This is a genomic window from Virgisporangium aliadipatigenens (assembly GCF_016863615.1).
GTDB lineage: Bacteria > Actinomycetota > Actinomycetes > Mycobacteriales > Micromonosporaceae > Virgisporangium > Virgisporangium aliadipatigenens.
In genome coordinates, this window is sequence record NZ_BOPF01000014.1 from 12,936 (window position 1) to 33,424 (window position 20,489).

Consider the following 20,489-nt stretch of genomic DNA (forward strand, 5'->3'; position numbering starts at 1 on the left):
GCCTGGACTGCCGCCGGCAGCCGGGTACCGCCCGTGCCCGTTCGGCGCACGTGGCCTCAGTCGAAGTAGAGGCGGTACCCCTGGGCGGCCGCTCGGAATCCGCGCGCCTCATAGAACGCGTGCGCGCCTTTGCGATCAGTCCGCGACAGCAGCTGGACCTTGTAACACCCCGCCTGCCGAGCCAGGCGCACCGCGGCCTCCATCAGCGCGGTACCTACACCGGCCCGCCGGTACCCGGCGCTGACGACGACGTTCTCGACCAACATGAACGGCCGGGCGGCGCGCGTGAAGTTCGGCAGCACAGTGCAGTCGATTGTGCCGGCAAGGGCCGCTCCGGCCTCCGCGACCAGTATCGTCCGGCCGGCCTGCGCCTCGACGGCACGCCAGACCTCGGTCGCGGTGTGCGTCGCCAGTGGCGGGTCGGCGGGATGCAGTTCGGCGTAGAGCTCCAGCAGCGCGGGCAGGTCGTCTTGGACCGCCGGTCGGACAACGATCTGCACCGGGCGAGTATAGGAAGCCGTCGACGACCGGATGGACGGCCGCGACCTGCGAGCCGCTCCGGCGAGAGCGCATCCGGTACGGCCCGGCTTCAACGAGGAGGCGCCGCGGGGACGCATCGCCGAATTCGGCGCCCCCGACACGCGCCACCAACGACGATCCACAACGCGCCTCCTACGCCGCTCGAGGCCCAGCTACGGCGCATCGGCGGCAGCACGACCGCGCTCGACGCAGCCCCAGGACGAACGCACTCGGCGCTCGACACAGCACGACGGGCCTCGACCCAGGGCCACGACGCTCGGCGCAGCATGACGGTGCTTGGCGCAGACCCCAGGACGAACGCGCTCGACGCTCGGCGCAGCACGACGGCGCTCGGCGCAGACCCCACGACGAGCGCGCTCGACGCTCGGCGCAGCACGACGGCGCTTGGCGCAGCGCCCAGGACGAACGCGTAGTACGACGGCGCTAGGCGCAGCGCCCACCACAACCGCGCTCGACGCTCGGCGCAGGACGACGACACTCGGCCCGGGACGCGAGACGCGGGACCCGGCTCGCGGCAGGACGACGCGGGTGCCCGGCGTATCGCGAGCCACGCGGGCCGGGTCGGAGGGCAGGTGATACGCCACGAGGGCATCCCGGGCGGGCGCGACTCCATAGCGCGCAACGCACCCAAGAGAAGCTTCGGACCCGCCTCGGAGGTCGAGTCGGCAACTCCCGCCACGGCCGCTTACCGAATGCGCGCGTCCCGGCTGGACGCCCCGGATCGGCCGGACGGATCGTTTCGCTCCCGGGACTCGCGGATCTCCGGATCGAGGGGAGACAGGCCGGTGAGCCGTTCGAAGCGCGCTTTGCCGGTAAGCGATCCGCCTGTAGGTGCGTGCGTCGGCGGGCTACCGGGTTCATGGCGCCGGTCGCTTCGACTCTCGACGGCGCGATAGGGGAAGGCGCGGCAAGTGTCACGGCACGCAGAGACGAGCGGCGCCGACGGGGATGCACACGATCCTCGAACGCACGGTCGGCGGCGCGGGTGGTGGGTGCGAAGCCGTGGTGTCGAGCTACCCGTCGGGCTTCGTGTCAGCCGGCGCGCGACCGGTGCGAGTGGAGCACCCCGGTCGAGCCGAGATCCCGGACGGCCGCTATGCGTGGCCGAGCCGCCTCGGGTCGGCGATGCACGAATTGAGGAGACGGGCGGGCGGTGCGCCGCGTGGCCGCCCGCGCGGCGCGGGTACGCCGAGAGCGGGCCGTCCTCTCAGCGCCGCCGCACGCGCAGCACACAGGTGAAGGTGCGCGCGTCGCTACCGGAAGGTCGGCGGCACGCCGATGCCCCTGCGGCCGCGGCGCCTTCCCGACCCGGCGGGCCGAACCAGGTCTCCACGCCACCGCGAAACAGCCGCCCGGTGCACCAGTTATCGAGGGCGGCGAGATCGGCCGCACACGTCAGCGGGGGGACGCCGGCCGCCCTCAGATGTGCCAGGCGGCGCGATGGCGCACCGAACGGCCGTCGCGTCGTTGATGCAACGAAAACGGCGTCCCACACCGACGCGCCGAGCCGCAGACGAAAGCCCGAGCCGCGCAGCCAACCCCGGGCCGAAAACGAAAAGCCAAGGGCGCCGGCGCGCACACGCACCGACGCCCTTGGCGAAGCAGCTGGTCAGGCCGAGGGCCGCACCACGATCCGGCGGCTCGGTTCGACGCCCTCCGACTCGCTCTCGACTCCGGCGAGCGCGTTGATCACGTCGTGCACGCACTTGCGTTCGAAAGCGCTCATCGGCTCCAGGCGCACCGGCTCGCCGAACTCCTTGACCTTTTCCGCGGCGTTCTTGGCGACGGCGCCGAGTTCCTTGCGTCGGCCGGCCCGGTAGCCACCGATGTCGAGCAGCAGCCGGCTGGGCGTGCCGGTCTGCCGGAACACGGCGAGTCGGGCCAGTTCCTGGAGGGCCTCAAGGGTGGCGCCACGCGTGCCGACGAGGGCGTTGAGCCGGCCGCCGACGACCTCGACCATGGGCCGGCCGGCGGAGACCAGTTCGTCGATGTCGCCGTCGTAGTCGAGGATGTCGAGCAGGCCCTCGATGTAGTCGGCAGCGATCTCGCTCTCGCGGAACAGCGTCTCGGTGCCCTTGCCGCTCTTGCCCGTGGCGGCCGCGCCTTCCGCGGCGTCGTCCTCGTCGTCGCCGTCCTCTTCGTCCTCGTCCTCTTCCTCATCCGCGTCGGCGGAGGCGGAAGAGGAGTCGTCGAGGATCGGGGCGGCGGCGTTCTGCACGTCGTCGCGTTCGGCGTCGCCGGACGAGGCGACCATGGCGTCGTCGGCGTCCTCTGCCTGGCGGGGCGAGGCGCTGCTGGTATCAGTCACGTTGGTACTCCGCATGTTCGGGGCTCCCGAGAGGGGGAGCCTGACGTCTGCTCAGGGGAGCGCCAGGGCGCGGAGTCGGTGGCCCCGCGCCCGTCGCATCAACCCGCCGGTCTGCGCGCCGGTCCGCGTTTCTTGGGGTTGTTCGGCTTGGCGCCGGGGCGTGGTGCGAGCGCGCGCCCGATGGTGCCGGCCGGGGTTTCCTCGTTCTTGGTCAGGTTGGGCTTGCCGTTGGGGCTCTTGCCGGTGGCCTTCTTGGCCGTCCCGGTGCCGGCCTTGCCGGTGCCCGTCTTGCCGGTGCCGGCCTTGGCGGTCGAACCGCCGCTGGTCTTCTGCGTGCCCGTGCCCGTCTTGCCCGCCATCGGCGGCGGCGGGTACTTGCGCAGCACCCAGAACTGCTGGCCGAGGGAGAACAGGTTCTGCGTGGTCCAGTAGATGACCACACCGATCGGGAAGATCCCGCCGGAGATCAGCAGCGAGAACGGGATGCCGTACAGCATCAGCTTCTGGATCATCCGCTGCTGCGGGTCCTCGGACCACCCGGTCTTGAGGATCATCTGCCGGCTGGTGAGGAACGTCGTAGCGATCATGATCGCGACCAGCACACCGGCCGTGATCTTCACCCCGACCGTGGTGCCGCCGAGCTTCTCCAGCTCGGCGGCGGTGGAGGTGAAGTGCGCCGGGATGGGGGAGCCGAACAGCTTCGCCGACGACGCGCTCTCGAACTGCTCCGCCGTCCAGCCGTACAGCGTCTGCCACTTCTCGGCGCGGCCGGGCGCCAGCCGCTTCAGCGTGTGGAACAGCCCGAGGAAGACCGGGATCTGCAGGAACATGGGCAGGCAGCCCATGAGCGGGTTGGCCTTCTCCTTGCGGTAGAGCTCCATGAGCTCTTTCTGCATGGACTCGCGGTCACCCTTGTGCTTTTCCTGGAGGGCCTTGACCTGCGGCTGCAGCGCCTGCATGGCCCGCTGCGACTTGATCTGCTTCACGAAGACCGGGAAGAGGATCACGCGCACCGTGATCACCAGGGAGATGATCGCGAGGATCCAGCGCCAGTTGGTCCCGAGGACCTCGCCGTCGGGGAGGACCTTCGACCACAGATCGTGCCACCGCAGCAGGATCCAGGAGATCGCAGTATAAATAGCGTCCATCACGATGCGGCTCCAGGCTCACTTCGGCTTGCTGGCGGTACCGGGTCGTACCCGCCGGGGTGGAAGGGGTGGCAGCGCAGCAGCCGCCGGATCGCCATCAGGACTCCGCGGAGCGGGCCGTGCACCGCGACCGCCTCCAGGGCGTACGCGCTGCATGACGGATAGAACCGACAGCGTGCCGGCAATGCCGGGCTTACCCAACGACGGTACGCGACAATGGGCGCCGCAACGATTCGGCCACCCCGCGTCGTGGGCATGGGCAAGGTCATCGCCGCCTCGCCGCCGTCGCCCGCGCCAGCGCCTCGTCGAGGTCCTTCTCCATCTGAGGGAACGTCCGTGAGCTTGCCAGCGGCAATGCGCGCACGACGAGCGTGGTGCCGGACGGGAAGGCCGCGATGCGTTCGCGCATCAGGTGCCGGAGCCGGCGCTTCACGAGGTTGCGCACGGTGGCGCCGCCGACCGCTCGGGAAACGACGAAACCGGCCCGGGGTGGAGTGGGCTCCACCGGTCGGGCCGGTTCGCTGTCGTCACCGGGGTGCCGGACGCCGGGGACCAGCATGTGGACCACCAGGGCACCTTTGCTGGCGCGCCGTCCGCCGCGAACGGTGGCGGCGAAGTCGGCACGCCGACGCAGTCGGTGGGCGGCCGCCAGCACCAGGGCTCCGCCGGGATCAGGCCGCGAGGCGGTCGCGGCCCTTGGAGCGGCGGGCGTTGATGATGGCGCGCCCGGCACGGGTACGCATCCGCAGCCGGAAGCCGTGGGTCTTCGCACGACGGCGGTTGTTGGGCTGGAAGGTGCGCTTGCTCACGTGAGGCTCCGAGAAGTCGTGGTCCAGTGGCGTACTTTGCAGCTTACTTCGGGCACGCCGACTCTCCGCGCTGTGGACAACACGGCCGTTACAGGGTACGCACCCCGCCCCGACCGGTCAAAACGACTCGTGGAGACCCTTGACCTGTGGACAGCGGTTGAGCCCTGTGGACAACGCTGTTAGCGTCGCCGGTTGCCGCTGCGCGCCGGGTACCGCGAATCCCATCCATTTGGCTACCAGGCAGACACGGCGCGTGTGGAGGGTCTGACCACCGGAACCGCGAACACCGGTCGGTCGTTCGAGACGATGTACCTGTACATCGCCGCGATTTCGTCCGTACTGGACGGGCCATCGGCGGGGGGTCACTCGTTGATACACAGGTTGTGGATAACTTGTGGATGACGAGGGAGGCCCGTCGTCCTCCGGTGACACGCTGACCGCGAGCAGCGAGGGGGTACGCGGTGGCAGACGCCGACGACTTGGCAGCCGTATGGGACGCCGCCACTGATGAGCTCGCCGACGAGATCGTGTCGGCGAGCCAACGGGCGTACCTCCGGTTGACCCGGCTTCGCGCCATCGTGGAGGACACGGCGCTGCTGTCGGTGCCGGACGCGTTTACGCGGGACGTGATCGAGTCGAAGCTGCGGCCGGCCATCACGGAGGCGCTGTCGCGCCAGCTCGGCCGGCCGATCCAGGTGGCCGTGACCGTGCGGCCGGTCGAGGACGCCGCGGCGGTGCCGGTGGCGCGTTCCGCGGATCGACTGTTCGACCTGCCCGAGGAGGGGCGTGCCGGCCGTGGCGGCGGGCTCGCCCAGGAGTCACTCGACTACGAGGCGCGACGCGACGGCTACCTGCCGGCTCATGACGTTCCACCGCATGATCGGGAACACGACGGTGCCGGGGACGCGGACGCCGAGCCGGTGAGCGGGCCGCCCGCCGAAGGCGTGGACAGTATGGAGTCGGACGGTGACGGGCCGGCCCGTGGGCGACGGCCGCGACCGACCGACAAGGGCGACAAGCGGCGCCCGCCGGTGCAGGAGGCGCTCGACTTCGACGGCCGGGTGCGGCCGCGCGACCCCGACGACGCCCGGCCGGCGGACGGCCCGCCCTTCGACGAGAGCGACCATCGACCCGCCGCATACGACGGCGCCGGCTACAACCGGCCCGGCTACGAGGCGCGCTACGAGCCGGCCCGGTACGACGCGCCCGGCTACGAGAACGCCCGCTACGAGCAGCCCGGCTACCCGCCGCAGGGGTACGAGCAGCGCGGGTACGACCCGGCCTACCGCGCCGGCTTCGACGCGGGGACCAGCTGGGGCGCCGGGCCGAGCACCGCCGCGGCGGCCGCCTCCCGGGCCGCGAACGACGGTGGCCCGCCCGCGCAGCGCCCGCACGGCCCGGGGACCGGCCGCGACGAGCGGCGCCCCGGCGCGGCGCCCGACACCGGCGGCAACCGGCTCAACCCGAAGTACACGTTCGAGACGTTCGTCATCGGCTCGTCGAACCGGTTCGCGCACGCCGCCTCGGTGGCGGTCTCCGAGTCGCCGGCCAAGGCGTACAACCCGCTGTTCATCTACGGCGACTCCGGGCTGGGCAAGACCCACCTGCTGCACGCCATCGGTCAGTACGCGCAGCAGCTCGGCAACGCGCGCCACGTGCGCTACGTGTCGACCGAGGAGTTCACGAACGACTTCATCAACTCGCTGCGCGACGACAAGACCAGTGCGTTCCAGCGCCGCTACCGGGATGTGGACATCCTCCTGATCGACGACATCCAGTTCCTGGAGAACCGGGAACGGACGCAGGAGGAGTTCTTCCACACCTTCAACACGCTGCACAACGCCAACAAGCAGATCGTGATCAGCTCCGACCGTTCGCCGAAGCAGCTGGCGACGCTGGAGGACCGGCTGCGGACGCGGTTCGAGTGGGGGCTGCTGGCCGACATCCAGCCGCCGGACCTCGAGACGCGTATCGCGATCCTGCAGAAGAAGGCGGCCCAGGAGCGGCTGTACGCGCCGGCGGACGTGCTGGAGTTCATCGCCTCCCGGGTCTCGAACTCGATCCGGGAGCTCGAGGGCGCGCTGATCCGGGTGACGGCGTTCGCGTCGCTGACCCGCTCGCCGGTGCAGCTGTCGCTGGCCGAGGAGGTCCTGCGGGACTTCATCCCCGACGGGTCGGGTCCGGAGATCACGGCCGACCAGATCATGGCGTCGACGGCTGAGTACTTCGGTGTGAGCCTGGACGACCTGAAGGGCCACTCCCGCTCGCGCGTGCTCGTCAACGCCCGCCAGGTGGCCATGTATCTGTGTCGGGAGCTGACCGACCTGTCGCTGCCCCGGATCGGGCAGGCGTTCGGCGGGCGGGACCACACGACCGTGATGCACGCCGACCGCAAGATCCGTCAGCAGATGGCCGAACGCCGGTCGCTCTACAACCAGATCGCCGAGCTGACCAACCGGATCAAGCAGACGGCGTAGACGCGTCGCGTCACCCCGCATCTACCTGCGGTAACTCCCGGCTGCCCGAACGTGTGATTCGCGTCGCGGCACGTTCGGACCGTTACCCCCATCCCTACTCACACCCTGTGGATAACTTCTGGGGATAACTCTGTGGACGTACCCGTGCAGTGACCCTCACGCGTACGACGCGTGAACGGCGGGTTGCTCGCAGCCGGTGGATAACCGGTGTGGACACGGGGGAAAACATGTGGAAAACCGGTGGATGACCTGTGCACCGTCATCCACAGCCCGTCCACATGTGGATGGCAACCGGGTTTCGACACGTGTCCATCCACCGTTCGTCCACTGGCACGAATTGCTGCTGAGCTGCATCAACAGGGGTTTTCCACAGTTTCCACAGGACCGACTATTACGACTGTTAGATCTTCAATAGAGAAAAAAGAAAATCACCAGGGCGTGGATAAAGTTCTTTCTCGAAAAAGCCGGGGTCCGGTGCACACGCCCGGGCCGGACGCCTTAAGGTGCGAGGGGCAACTTCCAAGGGCCGACTGTGCCCACCCGTCGCCGGGGCTCTGGTCCCGATGCGACGGAGGACCTACCGTTGCCCAGTCCCGATCCCCAGCACACCTCTGACGCGGAGGACCCGCGATGAAGTTCCGAGTCGAGCGCGACGCGTTGGCCGATGCCGTCGCGTGGACCGCCAAGAGCCTGCCCTCCCGCCCGTCGGTGCCCGTTCTGGCCGGCGTCATGCTGCGCGTCTCCGACGGCCGCCTCCAGGTGTCCGGCTTCGACTACGAGGTCTCCAGCCAGGTCGGGGTCGACGTCCAGGCCGACGCCGACGGTGCGGCACTGGTGTCCGGTCGGCTGCTCGCCGAGATCACCAAGTCGCTGCGGGCCCTTCCGGTCGAGCTGGCCGCCGTGGGGTCGCACGTGGAGCTCACCTGCGGCAGCGCGCGGTTCACGCTGCCGACGATGCCGGTCGAGGACTACCCGACGCTGCCGGACATGCCGGCGACCGCGGGCACCGTCGAGGCCGGGCCGTTCGCGGCGGCCGTCGCCCAGGTGGCCCTCGCCGCCGGTCGGGACGACACGCTGCCGGTGCTGACCGGCGTTCGGCTGGAGCTGGAGGGCAAGACCCTCACGATGCTCGCCACCGACCGGTACCGGCTGGCGATCCGGGAGCTGGAGTGGCGGCCGGAGGGCGGCGAGGTCAGCGCGGCCGCGCTCGTTCCGGCGCGCACCCTCAACGACACCGCGAAGGCGCTCGGCCCGCTGGGCGGCTCGGTCACCGTGGCACTGTCCCGGGGCGGCGTCGGCGAGGGCATGATCGGGTTCTCCGCCGGCGCGCGGCGCACCACGTCGCGGCTGCTGGACGGGGAGTTCCCGAAGGTGCGGGCGCTGCTGCCGGACACGCACAACGCCCAGGCGCGGGTGCCGGTGTCGGCCCTCGCCGAGGTGGTCAAGCGGGTCGCCCTGGTCGCCGAGCGGGCCACGCCGGTGCGGCTGTCGTTCGGCGAGGACGGGCTGGTCGTCGAGGCGGGCGGCACCGAGGACGCGCGCGCCAGCGAGGCGATGGACTGCGAGTACACCGGCGAGCCGATGACGATCGCGTTCAATCACCAATACCTGCTGGACGGCCTGGCCGCACTCGACGGGCCGGTCGCTGTGTTGTCCTTCACGGAGCCCAAGAAACCCGCGATCATCGCGCCTGCCGGGGAAGATGGACAGATCACGTCGAGCTACCGGTACTTGATCATGCCGGTACGCATCGGCGGCTGACATACCCGCCAGGGAAGGACTGTCCACAATGCAACTCGGACTCGTAGGACTCGGTCGGATGGGCGGCAACATGCGTGACCGCCTCCGCGCCGCCGGGCACGAGGTGGTCGGCTACGACCACCACCCTGAGGTTTCCGACGTGTCCAGCCTTTCGGAGCTGGTCGAAAAGCTCACCGAAAGCCCCAGGGTGGTGTGGGTGATGGTGCCCGCACACGTCACCGAGAGCACCATCGACGAGGTCGCGGCGCTGCTGTCCGAGGGCGACATCGTCATCGACGGCGGCAACTCCCGGTTCAGCGACGACCAGCCGAGGGCCGAGCGGCTGGGCGCGCGCGGGATCGGCTACCTCGACGTCGGGGTTTCCGGCGGCGTCTGGGGCAAGCAGAACGGCTATGCCCTCATGGTCGGCGGCGAGAAGGCCGACGTCGACAAGTGCATGCCGCTGTTCGAGGCGCTGAAGCCGGCCGGGGAGTTCGGCTTCGCGCACGCCGGGAAGCACGGCGCCGGCCACTACGCCAAGATGGTCCACAACGGCATCGAGTACGGCCTGATGCACGCCTACGCCGAGGGGTTCGAGCTGCTGCAGGCGGCCGAGATGGTGGAGGACGTGCCGGCCGTCTTCAAGTCGTGGCGCGAGGGCAGCGTCGTCAAGTCGTGGCTGCTCGACCTGCTCGACCGGGCGCTGGACGAGGACCCCACGCTCGCCGGCATCAAGGGCTACGCCGAGGACACCGGCGAGGGCCGCTGGACCGTCGACGAGGCGATCCGGCTGGCCGTTCCGCTGCACGTCATCTCGGCCTCGCTGTTCGCACGGTTCGAGTCCCGCCAGGACGACTCGCCGGCGATGAAGGCCGTCGCGGCGCTGCGCAACCAGTTCGGCGGGCACGCGGTCAAGAAGGGCTGATGTACGTACGCCGGCTCGAACTCGTCGACTTCCGCAGCTACCCCAGGGTGGTGGTCGAGTTCGAGCCGGGCCCGGGAGTGTTCGTCGGGTCCAACGGCGTGGGCAAGACAAACCTCGTCGAGGCCCTCGGATACGTCGCGACCCTCTCGTCGCACCGGGTCTCGACGGACGCGCCACTGGTCAGGATCGGGGCGCAGCGCGCGGTGGTGCGCTGCGCCGTCGTCCACGAGGGCCGCGAACTCCTGGTGGAGCTGCAGATCGAGCCGGGCAAGGCCAACAAGGCCCGGCTCGGTCGGGCTCCCACCACCCGGCCGCGGGACATCCTGGGCGCGCTGCGGCTGGTGCTCTTCGCGCCGGAGGACCTGTCCCTGGTGCGCGGCGAACCCGAGGGACGGCGCCGGTTCCTGGACGATCTGCTGGTGGCGCGGCAGCCGCGCTTCGCGGCCGTGCGTTCGGACTACGAACGGGTGCTCAAACAGCGCAACGCGTTGCTGCGCACGGCGTACCTGACCCGGCGCGTGAAGGGCTCCGGCGGTGATCTGTCCACATTGGACGTGTGGGACGCGCACCTGGCCGAACACGGTTCGCGGCTGTGGGCGGCCCGCCTCGAGCTGACCGCCGCACTCGCGCCGCACGTCGAACGCGCCTACGACGCCGTGGCCGCCGGCAAGGGCACCGCGCGGGTGCGGTACCACTCGCGGAACGAGACGACCGAGACCGCGCCTCAGGAGCTGGAGAAGGTTCTCGCGGAGGCGCTCAAGAACGGCCGCCCGCAGGAGGTCGAACGCGGCGTGACCCTCGCCGGCCCGCACCGCGACGACCTGTCGTTGCTGCTCGGCGAGATGCCGGTGAAGGGCTACGCGAGCCACGGGGAGTCGTGGTCGTTCGCGCTGGCGATGAAGCTGGCGGCGTACGAGCTGCTGCGCGCGGAGGGGATCGAGCCGGTGCTGGTGCTGGACGATGTCTTCGCCGAGCTCGATGCTGGACGCAGGGAACGCCTCGCCGATCTCGTGGGCGGGGCCGAGCAGGTGCTGGTGACCTGCGCGGTGGACGCCGATGTGCCGGCACGGCTGCGTGGTGCGCGGTATGCCGTTCGGGAGGGCGAGGTGGAGCATGGCTGAGTCGGACAAGCCCGCGGAGAAACCGGCCGAGGGGCCGCGCGGGCCGGAGCTGGCGCGCGCCGCGCTGGAGGCCGCGCTGGCCAAACGGAAGCTGCCGCCGCCGAAGCGGGCCGTCGGCGGTGGTTCGGGGTCGGGGCGTCGGCTGCGCGGTTACTCGGGTCCCGGGCCGGACCCGCGGGATCCGCAGCTGCTCGGCTCCGTGCTGGCCAAACTGGTGAAGAACCGCGGCTGGCAGCGGCCCGCGGCCGAGGCGACGGTGTTCGGGGAGTGGTCGCGCGTGGTCGGCGAGGACGTGGCCGCGCACTGCCGCCCGGTGAAGCTGGAGAACGGCGAGCTGACCGTCGAGGCGGAGTCGACCGCGTGGGCGACCCAGCTGCGGCTGCTGGCCGGCCGGCTGTTGGCCCAGATCGGTGGCGCGATCGGGCACGGCGTCGTGAAGAAGCTACACATCCACGGCCCGGCCGCGCCGTCCTGGGGGCGGGGGCCGCGGCGGGTCCGGGGACGCGGGCCGCGCGACACCTACGGCTGAGCGGGATCCGTTCGCGCCCCGGCCGCGTCCGAGTCGTATGCGTCGGTGGATGGTGGCGGCGGCGGTCGTGGGGCTCATCGCGACGACCGGCACGCCGGCGGCGGCCTGTTCGCCCTGCCCGAGCCTGACCGCGGAGGAGAAGGAGCGCCTCGCCGACGTGATCGTCGAGGGCGTGGTCACCGATCTCGACCGTCCGGGGTGGTTCCGCGACGGCTGGGTCGCGACGGTGCGGGTCGAGGGCGCGCTCAAGGCCTACGCCGGGGGAACGCTCCGGATGAACACCGCCGGGCCGGATCCGGTCTGCGGGTTCGCGCTGCGGGAGGGGTACCGGTACCGGCTGTACCTGACGGAGATCGGTGGCGAGTTGGAGGCGTTGCCGTGCGGTGGCACGACCGCGCTGTCGCGCGAACCGGTGTTGCCGTGGTGGCGGATATCCGACGAGTCGCTGCTCGCCCTCGCCGGGTTTCTCCTGTCGAACGTCCTGGCGGCGGCCGCGCTCAGAAGTCCGCGTAGACGGCGAAGCCACGATCCGCGCAGCGCCGGTAGAACGCGGCCAGCACGGTCAGCTCCGTCAATGTGAACGACCACTGCGGCGGCTCGCCGCTCTCGTCCCGCAACGCGTCGAGCCGGTTTTCCAGCCAGCGCAGTTGTTGCTCCGCCAAACGCGTTCCCTCGAGTGCTTTACGGAGAACGGCCCCGACGGACTCGAAGGTGACCTCGTCACCGTGATCACGGTGGCCCTTGATGAACCGCTCGACGCCGCCGGCGACCCACGCACAGCCGTCCGGGTCTATCACCGGGTCCTCGTCCTCGGCGCTGGCGTCCGTGGCGTAGAGCACACCGCTCAGTCCGAGCAGAAGATCCACCAACTCGCTGTAACCGGTGGCGCGGATCGTGCCGGTCTTGGCGACGTGGTCGGCGAGGGCGGCGGCCGGCCCCGGCATGGTGGGGCTGCGGTCGGCCAGCTCGGCGAAGTCGACGAACTCGGCCGGAGCGACCGGATCGTAGAAACGGCCGGTACGCGGCCATTGCACCGCCACGTTGTCCAGGCCCATCGATTCCTCCCACACCGAGCGATGTTGCGCGCGGGAATCTACGCTAAATGCGCCGTTTTGGCGAGAGCGTGCGGTCCGGCCTTACGGGCGGTCCAGTTTCCGGGTGCGTTCCGGTGAGGTCCGGTCGCGTGGGGGGAGTCGCGCCGGGGGGCTTTCGGGCCGCTGTGAGCGCCACAGGTGCCCGCGAGGCACATTCTGTCGGTCCGGCACAGTAGAATCGGAGCAGCACTTCAGCAACGCGTGTGCGTCATCAGCCACCGGTACCCCGGGGGATCCGCTCCCGAGGGCCGCCGTGTGCTGTGCGTGACGACGCGCCCTACCCCGTCCGCGGTACGTCGCGGGCGAGAAAGCGACCGAGTGTGACAGCGCCGAAGCAAGCGGACGATTACACCGCCAACACGATGACGACCCTCGAGGGTCTGGAGGCGGTGCGTAAGCGCCCCGGCATGTACATCGGTTCGACCGGCGAACGTGGCCTGCACCACCTGGTGTGGGAGGTTGTGGACAACTCCGTGGACGAGGCCCTCGCCGGCTTCTGCGACACGATCCACGTGACGATCCTTCCGGACAACGCGATCCGCGTGGTCGACAACGGCCGCGGCATCCCGATCGACGTCAACACGAAGACGAAGCTGACCGGTGTCGAGATGGCGCTGACCCAGCTGCACTCCGGCGGAAAGTTCGAGGGGAAGAACTACGCCGTCTCCGGCGGCCTGCACGGCGTGGGCGTCTCGGTCGTCAATGCGCTGTCGACCCGGGTCGACATCGAGGTGCGCAAGGCGGGGCACGTGCACCGGCAGTCGTTCGTCGACAGCAAGCCCGCCGCCAAGCTCGAGAAGGGCGAGGCCGCCGAGGGCACCGGCACCTCGGTGACGTTCTGGCCGGACGGCAAGATCTTCGAGACCACCGTCTACAACTACGAGACCATCTACCGGCGGCTGCAGGAGACGGCGTTCCTCTGCCGCGGACTCACGATCACGCTCCGGGACGAGCGGCCGGAGGCCGCCGAGGAGAAGCGCGAGGTCACCTTCTACTACGCGGGCGGCATCGCCGACTTCGTGCGCCACCTCAACCAGTCCAAGACGCCGGTGCACAAGTCCGTCGTGGAGTTCGGCGCCGAGGTCGAGGGCATGGCCGTCGAGGTCGCCATGCAGTGGAACGAGTCCTACGGCGAGAGCGTGTACACGTTCGCCAACCTGATCAACACGCACGAGGGCGGCACCCACGAGGAGGGCTTCCGCGCGGCGCTGACCACGGTCATCAACAAGTACGGCGCGGACAAGAAGATCCTCAAGGGCGACGAGAAGCTGACCGGCGAGGACATCCGCGAGGGGCTCGCCTGCATCATCTCCGTGAAGATCGCGGAGCCGCAGTTCGAGGGGCAGACGAAGACCAAGCTCGGCAACACCGAGATGAAGAGCTTCGTACAGAAGACCTGCAACGAGTGGCTGACGGACTGGCTGGAGCGCAACCCGGCCGAGGCGAAGATCATCATCACCAAGGCGTCGCAGGCGTCGCGTGCGCGGATCGCCGCCCAGCAGGCGCGCAAGCTGGCCCGGCGCAAGTCGCTGCTGGAGTCCGGTTCGATGCCGGGCAAGCTGGCCGACTGCCAGTCGACCGACCCGCGCTCCTGCGAGCTGTTCATCGTCGAGGGCGACTCGGCCGGCGGTTCGGCCAAGCAGGGGCGGGACCCGAAGGTCCAGGCGATCCTCCCGATCCGGGGCAAGATCCTCAACGTGGAGAAGGCACGCATCGACCGCGTGCTGAAGAACAACGAGGTCCAGGCGCTGATCACCGCGCTGGGCACCGGCATCCACGACGAGTTCGACATCGAGAAGCTGCGGTACCACAAGATCATCCTGATGGCGGACGCCGACGTCGACGGACAGCACATCTGCACGCTGCTGCTGACCCTGCTGTTCCGCTTCATGCGGCCGCTGGTCGAGCTGGGGCACGTCTACCTCGCCGCGCCGCCGCTCTACAAGATCAAGTGGAACAAGAAGGGCGACGACTCCCAGTACGCCTACTCCGACCGCGAGCGGGACGGCCTGATCCAGCTGCGCCAGGCCAAGAAGGCCAACGCCAAGCCGGACGACATCCAGCGGTTCAAGGGCCTCGGTGAGATGAACTACCCCGAGCTGTGGGAGACCACGATGAACCCGGAGACCCGCACCCTCAAGCAGGTCACTCTCGATGATGCTGCAACCGCCGACGAGCTCTTCAGCGTCCTGATGGGTGAGGACGTCGAAGCCCGCCGGTCGTTCATCCAGCGCAACGCCAAGGACGTGCGCTTCCTCGACATCTGAGGTCCGTGGACCACCCACCCCGTGCGGCCCGACCGACTGATCTAGTAAGGAACTTTCGTGACGCAACCCGATGGTGCGCTGCCCGACGACAACGAGGCCTCCTCCGCTGGCGACCCCACGAGCGGGCCGGTAGGCGCCGGCGCGGGCGAGGCACCCGGCCCGGCCGGTGCGCCGGGCCTCGCCGGCGACGGCACTAACGGCCGCATCGAACCCGTCGGCATCGAGGTCGAGATGCAGCGCTCGTACCTCGACTACGCGATGAGCGTGATCGTCGGCCGGGCACTGCCGGACGTGCGGGACGGCCTCAAGCCGGTGCACCGCAAGATCCTGTACGCGATGTACGACTCCGGCTACCGGCCGGACCGCGGTTACGTGAAGTGCTCCCGGGTCGTCGGCGACGTGATGGGCCAGTTCCACCCGCACGGCGACTCGGCGATCTACGACGCGCTGGTGCGCATGGCGCAGACCTGGTCGCTGCGCTACCCGCTGATCGACGGCAACGGCAACTTCGGCTCGCCGGGTAACGACCCCGCCGCCGCCATGCGCTACACCGAGTGCCGGCTCGACCCGCTGGCCATGGAGATGCTGCGGGACATCGACGAGGACACCGTCGACTTCCAGCCCAACTACGACGGCCGGGCCCAGGAGCCCACCATCCTGCCGTCGCGCATCCCCAACCTGCTGGTCAACGGCTCCGAGGGCATCGCCGTCGGCATGGCCACCAAGATCCCGCCGCACAACCTGCGCGAGGTGGCCCAGGCCGTCCAGTGGTGCCTGGACAACCCGGAGGCCGACGAGGCGACCACCCTCGACGAGCTGATCAAGCTGGTGAAGGGCCCGGACTTTCCGACCCACGGCCTGATCGTCGGGACCCAGGCCATCCAGGACGCCTACCGCACCGGTCGCGGTTCGATCCGGATGCGGGCCGTCGTCGACGTGGAGGAGGACAAGCGGGGCCGCGCCACGCTCGTCGTCTCCGAGCTGCCGTACCAGGTCAACCCCGACAATCTGGCGGAACGGATCGCCGAGCTCGTCAAGGACGGAAAGCTCGCCGGCATCGCCGACATCCGCGACGAGTCCTCCGGCCGCACCGGCATGCGGATCGTGATCGTGCTGAAGCGCGACGCGGTCGCGAAGGTCGTGCTGAACAACCTGTACAAGCACACGCAGTTGCAGGAGACGTTCGGCGCCAACATGCTGGCGCTGGTCGACGGGGTGCCGCGCACGCTCAACCTCGCGCAGTTCATCCGGCACTACGTCGCGCACCAGATCGACGTGATCGTCCGGCGCACCCGCTACCGCCTGCGCAAGGCGGAGGAACGGGCGCACATCCTGCGCGGCCTCGTGAAGGCGCTCGACGCGCTGGACGAGGTCATCGCGTTGATCCGGCGTTCGATGACGGCCGAGGAGTCGCGCACCGGCCTGATGCAGCTGCTGGACATCGACGAGATCCAGGCGACGGCCATCCTGGACATGCAGCTGCGCCGGCTCGCCGCGATGGAACGCCAGAAGATCATCGACGAGTTGGCGAAGATCGAGATCGAGATCGCCGATCTGCAGGACATCCTCGCCAAGCCGGAACGCCAGCGGAAGATCGTCTCCGACGAATTGGCCGCCATCGTCGAGAAGTGGGGCGACGACCGCCGCACCCAGATCATCCCGTTCGACGGCGAGGTCTCCATGGAGGACCTCGTCGCCCGGGAGGACGTGGTCGTCACGATCACGCGCACCGGATACGCCAAGCGCACCAAGGTCGACCTCTACCGGTCCCAGAAACGGGGCGGCAAGGGCGTCTCGGGCGCGTCGCTGCGCCAGGACGACATCGTCAGTCACTTCTTCGTCACATCGACGCACGACTGGATGCTGTTTTTCACGAACAAGGGTCGGGTATACCGCGCCAAGGCCTACGAACTTCCCGAGGCCAACCGCGTGGCGAAGGGACAGCACGTGGCGAACCTTCTGGCGTTCCAGCCGGAGGAGCAGATCGCCCAGGTGATCCAGATCCCGGACTACCAGGTTTCTCCCTACCTCGTGCTGGCCACCAAGAACGGCCTCGTGAAGAAGACCCGGCTGGAGGAGTTCGACTCCAACCGCTCGGGCGGCATAATCGCGATCAACCTGCGCGAGGACGACGAACTGGTCGGGGCCGCCCTGTGTGGCCCGGAGGAAGACCTGTTGCTGGTGAGCAAGAAGGCACAAGCAATCCGATTCAATGCCAACGACGACGTCATGCGTCCGATGGGACGAGCGACGTCTGGCGTGATCGGCATGCGGTTCACCGACGGAGACGAATTGCTCTCCATGGAGGTTGTCCGCGAAGGTATGGATGTGCTGGTGGCTACCGACGGCGGGTTCGCGAAGCGCACGCCGATCGAGGAGTACCCGGTGCAGGGGCGCGGCGGCAAGGGTGTCCTTACCGCTAAAATCACGTCCCGCCGAGGGGGACTGGTCGGCGCCGTGGTGATCAACCCGGATGATGAACTGTTTGCGATCACGTCGAACGGTGGCGTGATCCGGACCCCGGTCAAGCCTGTACGCAGGACCCGGGATCGGAACACAATGGGGGTCAAGCTCATGGACTTGCCCGCGGGTGTGACCCTGATTGCGATAGCCCGCAACGCCGACGAGCCGGACGAACAGGACTAGTAATGACGGAAACTCAGGCGTCCGCGAACGCCCGTGCGGCGGAAGCGGCCGGATCGGCCAACCCGCAGGGAGCCGATTCGGATCCCTCCGCGCCGGCTTCCGGCCCGCCGCGTCCGGCCGGCTCCGACGGTTCGGCCCGTGGCAGTGCCCGTCCGCCGTCCGCGGCGCCGGTCAGCGGTGCGGCCGCCGGTCGTGCCGCCCCGGGCGCCGCCACCGGGCGTGCCGTGGTCGGTCGGGTCACCGTTCCCGGTTCGGGCTCGGGTGCGGGTGGCTACAACCCGCCGCCCGCGCACTCGCCGTCTTCGCAGTCCGATTCCGGTGAGACGACCGGCTCGGCACCGAAGTTCCAGCGGGCGCCTGGTATCACTCCGCCCGACCTCGCCAAGCCGACGGACCTGCCGAGCACGCCGCCTTCCGGGCAGCCGCACGCCGGCGGGCCGTCCGCCGGGCGGGGCGGGCAGGACGGGCTGAGCACGACGGGGACGTTCGCGGCTATCGCACGCCTGGGCCGGCCGGCCGCGCGCGGGGCGGCGAGCGTCAGTTCGTCGTCGGCGACGGGCACCGTGCAGGGGCCGGTCGACGGTCCGACCGGGGCGATCCCGGGTTCGGCGCGGGTCACCGAGGCCGTGCGGGCGGCCCGGGCCACCGTCTCGTCCGCCGCGGGCCGTGGGCCGCGTCGCGCGCGCCTGCACATCAAGCGGATCGACCCGTGGTCGACGATGAAGTTCTCGTTCGCGGTGTCGCTGGTGCTGTTCTTCGTCGCCGTCGTGGCGACGTCGGTGCTGTACCTCGCGCTCGACGCGATGGGCGTGTTCGACCAGGTCAACCAGGCCTTGGCGGAGATGATCGGCAGCACCGGCGGCAACGCCGACAACAGCTTCCGGATCACCGCCAAGGGCGTCGTCGGCGGGTCGGCGCTGATCGGCGCGGTCAACGTCGTGCTCTTCACGGCGCTGGCGACGCTGGGGGCGTTCATCTACAACGTGTGTGCCGACCTGGTCGGTGGCATCGAGCTGACCCTGGCCGAAAAGGACTGAGCAGCAACGGGGATACCGGTTTGGGGCGTGCATCCCCCATGCGGTAACCTTGCTCGTCGCGCCGGTACGTCACGGCGGGCGGGGCTATAGCTCAGTCGGTTAGAGCGCAGAGCTGATAACTCTGAGGTCGCTGGTTCGATTCCAGCTAGCCCCACAGTTTCCTTCGGTGGTTCCGGATCCGTCCGGGGCCACCGATTTGTTTTTCGGGAACGCCTGCCGGTGCGGCCCACGCACTGCCGCCGCTGGAGCGCGGGGGTAGGATCTGCGGGCAGTCAACACCGGGAATCGCGTGGTTGTGTAGGCTCGGGCTTCGTATTCGCCGGTTCATCAGCTACTCCGCGAGGAGACATTTCGATGGTCAAGAAGCTGCTCGTCGTAGCGGGTCTGCTCGGCGTCGCGGTCGTGGTGGCGCGGAAGGTGCGGGCCGCCAACGAGGAGCGCGCGCTCTGGCACGAGGCGACGACGGCGCCGGACCTCCGGTAAATTCGTTCGCCGGTACCGCTCGGCCCGCGCCATGATGGATGAACGCGGGCACCTCCGGGGGCATAGCTCAACTGGCAGAGCACTGCCTTTGCAAGGCAGGGGTTAGGGGTTCGAGTCCCCTTGCTTCCACCAATAACACCCTCCGAGCTGCGGTTCAGCACTCCCCAAGATCGTCGTTTGCAACGGCGGTACAAGGCAGAGCGGATCATGAGGCCGTCCGCCCGTCCCGACGGACCCGAGCGGCAGCCAGCGCGCCACCGACGATCCCCTGCAGCTGGACCGCTTCAGCTACCCGGTGGTCGAGCATATGGTGACCGTCGAGGGGAAGTCGATGACGCCCTACGATGCGATGGGCAAGGACTCGATCCTGTTCCCGTTTGCGCCGAGCGCCGAGCAGACACCATCGCCCGCGAGTATGCGACGTGAGCCGGCTCGCCTCGATCGTGAAGCGCGCCCGGGTCCTGCTTCTCGACTTTGACGGACCGGTTTGTTCCGTCTTCGCGGGGTACCCCGCTGACACCATCGCGGCCGAGCTGCGGCGCGCGCTCGTGGACCAAGGCATGAGTTTGCCGGCCGAGCTGCTGGACGAGCCGGATCCGTTGGAGGTGCTGCGGTACTCCGCGACGCTCAACCGGCCCGGGGTGATGCGCAAGGTGGACGAGGTGTTCCGAGCCGCCGAGGTGGCGGCGGTGCGGAGTGCTTCGCCTACGCCGTTCGCTCGGGAAGCCATCGTGACGGCCCATCAGACGGGGCGTCGGGTTGCCATCGTGTCGAACAACTCCGGTGAGGCGGTGCGGGAGTATCTGGTCGAGCGCCGGCTGACCAGGTGCGTGTTTTCGGTGGTCGGGCGGCCCGCCGACGATCCGGCGAAGATGAAGCCTGATCCGGTGGTGTTGCTCGTCGCGATGAAGTCGCTCGGTGCGCAGGAGAGCGACTGTCTGATGATCGGCGACTCGGTGAGCGACATCCAGGCGGCGCGGGCGGCTGGCGTGCCGGTCGTCGGATACGCGAACAAGCCCGGCAAGGATGCGCGGCTCGCCGAGGCCGATGCGGTCGTGTCGAGCATGGCTGAGATCGCCGAGGAGCTGTCCGAAGCCGAGCTTTAGTTCCTTTCCCAGAAACGAACGCCCGGCGCCTGAACCTCGGCCCGGGATCGTTACTGCGCCGTCGGGCTGGCGGAGCGCGATCTCTCGTGCACCCATCAGATGCAGGCCCATCGGCGGACGATAACTGGGACGCGGCGAGATAGCGCAGCGCGAGGTCTCGGAGACGCACAGTTATGCACAGGCTGTCCACACCGTCGAACACAGGCGAGACGTGGTTATCCACAGGATAGGCCTGAGTTATCCACAGACCCCGGCGTTG

General features: G+C 69.4%; 18 protein-coding genes and 2 tRNA genes. 13 read left to right on the top strand and 7 right to left on the bottom strand.

The window, feature by feature from the left end:
* Window positions 1–56: 56 nt before the first annotated feature.
* From Val02_RS20080 to rpmH, 6 genes are all read right to left on the bottom strand, one after another.
* Window positions 57–500 carry a GNAT family N-acetyltransferase gene (locus Val02_RS20080; RefSeq protein WP_203900674.1) on the bottom strand — a complete coding sequence of 148 codons (444 nt, stop codon included), beginning with the start codon at window positions 498–500 and terminating at the stop codon, window positions 57–59.
* 1,649 nt (window positions 501–2,149) lie between these two features.
* Window positions 2,150–2,758 carry a Jag family protein gene (locus Val02_RS20085; RefSeq protein ID WP_373317923.1) on the bottom strand — a complete coding sequence of 203 codons (609 nt, stop codon included), beginning with the start codon at window positions 2,756–2,758 and terminating at the stop codon, window positions 2,150–2,152.
* Between the two features lie 188 nt (window positions 2,759–2,946).
* Window positions 2,947–4,002, bottom strand: a complete 1,056-nt coding sequence (gene yidC / locus Val02_RS20090; RefSeq protein WP_203900884.1) for a membrane protein insertase YidC — start codon at window positions 4,000–4,002, stop codon at window positions 2,947–2,949.
* Window positions 3,996–4,265: a membrane protein insertion efficiency factor YidD gene (gene yidD / locus Val02_RS20095; protein ID WP_203900675.1), complete on the bottom strand. Its 270-nt coding sequence runs from the start codon at window positions 4,263–4,265 to the stop codon at window positions 3,996–3,998. Before yidD ends, yidC begins: the two co-directional genes overlap by 7 nt.
* Window positions 4,262–4,651, bottom strand: a complete 390-nt coding sequence (gene rnpA / locus Val02_RS20100) for a ribonuclease P protein component (RefSeq protein WP_203900676.1) — start codon at window positions 4,649–4,651, stop codon at window positions 4,262–4,264. Before rnpA ends, yidD begins: the two co-directional genes overlap by 4 nt.
* Before the next feature lie 16 nt (window positions 4,652–4,667).
* Window positions 4,668–4,805, bottom strand: a complete 138-nt coding sequence (gene rpmH / locus Val02_RS20105; protein WP_203900677.1) for a 50S ribosomal protein L34 — start codon at window positions 4,803–4,805, stop codon at window positions 4,668–4,670.
* A 461-nt stretch (window positions 4,806–5,266) separates the two neighbouring features.
* Between rpmH and dnaA the strand changes: the two genes are divergently transcribed.
* From dnaA to Val02_RS20135, 6 genes are all read left to right on the top strand, one after another.
* Complete coding sequence (gene dnaA / locus Val02_RS20110) at window positions 5,267–7,282, top strand: chromosomal replication initiator protein DnaA (protein ID WP_203900678.1); 2,016 nt, start codon at window positions 5,267–5,269, stop codon at window positions 7,280–7,282.
* A gap of 630 nt (window positions 7,283–7,912) precedes the next feature.
* Complete coding sequence (gene dnaN, locus Val02_RS20115) at window positions 7,913–9,043, top strand: DNA polymerase III subunit beta (protein ID WP_203900679.1); 1,131 nt, start codon at window positions 7,913–7,915, stop codon at window positions 9,041–9,043.
* Window positions 9,044–9,071: 28 nt separating this feature from the next.
* Window positions 9,072–9,947, top strand: coding sequence for a phosphogluconate dehydrogenase (NAD(+)-dependent, decarboxylating) (gene gnd, locus Val02_RS20120; RefSeq protein ID WP_203900680.1), 876 nt, complete (start codon window positions 9,072–9,074; stop codon window positions 9,945–9,947).
* Complete coding sequence (gene recF, locus Val02_RS20125) at window positions 9,947–11,068, top strand: DNA replication/repair protein RecF (protein WP_203900681.1); 1,122 nt, start codon at window positions 9,947–9,949, stop codon at window positions 11,066–11,068. The genes gnd and recF overlap by 1 nt, the downstream gene beginning before the upstream one ends.
* On the top strand, window positions 11,061–11,597 hold the full coding sequence (locus tag Val02_RS20130) for a DciA family protein (protein WP_203900682.1): 537 nt from the start codon (window positions 11,061–11,063) through the stop codon (window positions 11,595–11,597). The genes recF and Val02_RS20130 overlap by 8 nt, the downstream gene beginning before the upstream one ends.
* A gap of 49 nt (window positions 11,598–11,646) precedes the next feature.
* Entirely contained in the window at window positions 11,647–12,177 is a 531-nt protein-coding gene (locus Val02_RS20135; protein ID WP_203900683.1) for a hypothetical protein, read from the top strand.
* Here Val02_RS20135 and Val02_RS20140 read toward each other — a convergent pair.
* A complete protein-coding gene (locus tag Val02_RS20140) occupies window positions 12,095–12,652 on the bottom strand; it encodes a hypothetical protein (protein ID WP_203900885.1) in 558 nt (185 codons plus the stop codon). The two genes, Val02_RS20135 and Val02_RS20140, sit on opposite strands and share 83 nt — an antisense overlap.
* 359 nt (window positions 12,653–13,011) lie before the next feature.
* Between Val02_RS20140 and gyrB the strand changes: the two genes are divergently transcribed.
* The 7 genes from gyrB (at window position 13,012) to Val02_RS20170 (ending at window position 20,230) form a co-directional block, all read left to right on the top strand.
* Complete coding sequence (gyrB, locus tag Val02_RS20145) at window positions 13,012–14,958, top strand: DNA topoisomerase (ATP-hydrolyzing) subunit B (protein WP_275415589.1); 1,947 nt, start codon at window positions 13,012–13,014, stop codon at window positions 14,956–14,958.
* A 204-nt stretch (window positions 14,959–15,162) separates the two neighbouring features.
* On the top strand, window positions 15,163–17,604 hold the full coding sequence (gene gyrA, locus Val02_RS20150; RefSeq protein WP_275415596.1) for a DNA gyrase subunit A: 2,442 nt from the start codon (window positions 15,163–15,165) through the stop codon (window positions 17,602–17,604).
* 2 nt (window positions 17,605–17,606) lie between these two features.
* Complete coding sequence (locus Val02_RS20155; protein ID WP_203900684.1) at window positions 17,607–18,641, top strand: DUF3566 domain-containing protein; 1,035 nt, start codon at window positions 17,607–17,609, stop codon at window positions 18,639–18,641.
* An 80-nt stretch (window positions 18,642–18,721) separates the two neighbouring features.
* A tRNA-Ile gene (locus Val02_RS20160) sits at window positions 18,722–18,795 on the top strand.
* Window positions 18,796–18,995: 200 nt separating this feature from the next.
* Window positions 18,996–19,124, top strand: coding sequence for a DLW-39 family protein (locus tag Val02_RS47470; protein ID WP_239153197.1), 129 nt, complete (start codon window positions 18,996–18,998; stop codon window positions 19,122–19,124).
* Window positions 19,125–19,180: 56 nt separating this feature from the next.
* Window positions 19,181–19,256 (top strand) — tRNA-Ala (locus Val02_RS20165).
* 290 nt (window positions 19,257–19,546) lie between these two features.
* Entirely contained in the window at window positions 19,547–20,230 is a 684-nt protein-coding gene (locus tag Val02_RS20170; RefSeq protein WP_239153198.1) for an HAD family hydrolase, read from the top strand.
* The last annotated feature ends 259 nt before the right edge of the window (window positions 20,231–20,489 follow it).

What these genes read in the sequence shown, in the direction of transcription:
- yidD (WP_203900675.1), bottom strand. Translation starts at nt 4,265, where the DNA reads ATGACCTTGCCCATGCCCACGACGCGGGGTGGCCGAATCGTTGCGGCG.
- dnaN (WP_203900679.1), top strand. Translation starts at nt 7,913, where the DNA reads ATGAAGTTCCGAGTCGAGCGCGACGCGTTGGCCGATGCCGTCGCGTGG.
- gnd (WP_203900680.1), top strand. Translation starts at nt 9,072, where the DNA reads ATGCAACTCGGACTCGTAGGACTCGGTCGGATGGGCGGCAACATGCGT.
- recF (WP_203900681.1), top strand. Translation starts at nt 9,947, where the DNA reads ATGTACGTACGCCGGCTCGAACTCGTCGACTTCCGCAGCTACCCCAGG.
- Val02_RS20130 (WP_203900682.1), top strand. Translation starts at nt 11,061, where the DNA reads ATGGCTGAGTCGGACAAGCCCGCGGAGAAACCGGCCGAGGGGCCGCGC.
- Val02_RS20135 (WP_203900683.1), top strand. Translation starts at nt 11,647, where the DNA reads ATGGTGGCGGCGGCGGTCGTGGGGCTCATCGCGACGACCGGCACGCCG.
- Val02_RS20140 (WP_203900885.1), bottom strand. Translation starts at nt 12,652, where the DNA reads ATGGGCCTGGACAACGTGGCGGTGCAATGGCCGCGTACCGGCCGTTTC.
- Val02_RS20155 (WP_203900684.1), top strand. Translation starts at nt 17,607, where the DNA reads ATGACGGAAACTCAGGCGTCCGCGAACGCCCGTGCGGCGGAAGCGGCC.
- Val02_RS47470 (WP_239153197.1), top strand. Translation starts at nt 18,996, where the DNA reads ATGGTCAAGAAGCTGCTCGTCGTAGCGGGTCTGCTCGGCGTCGCGGTC.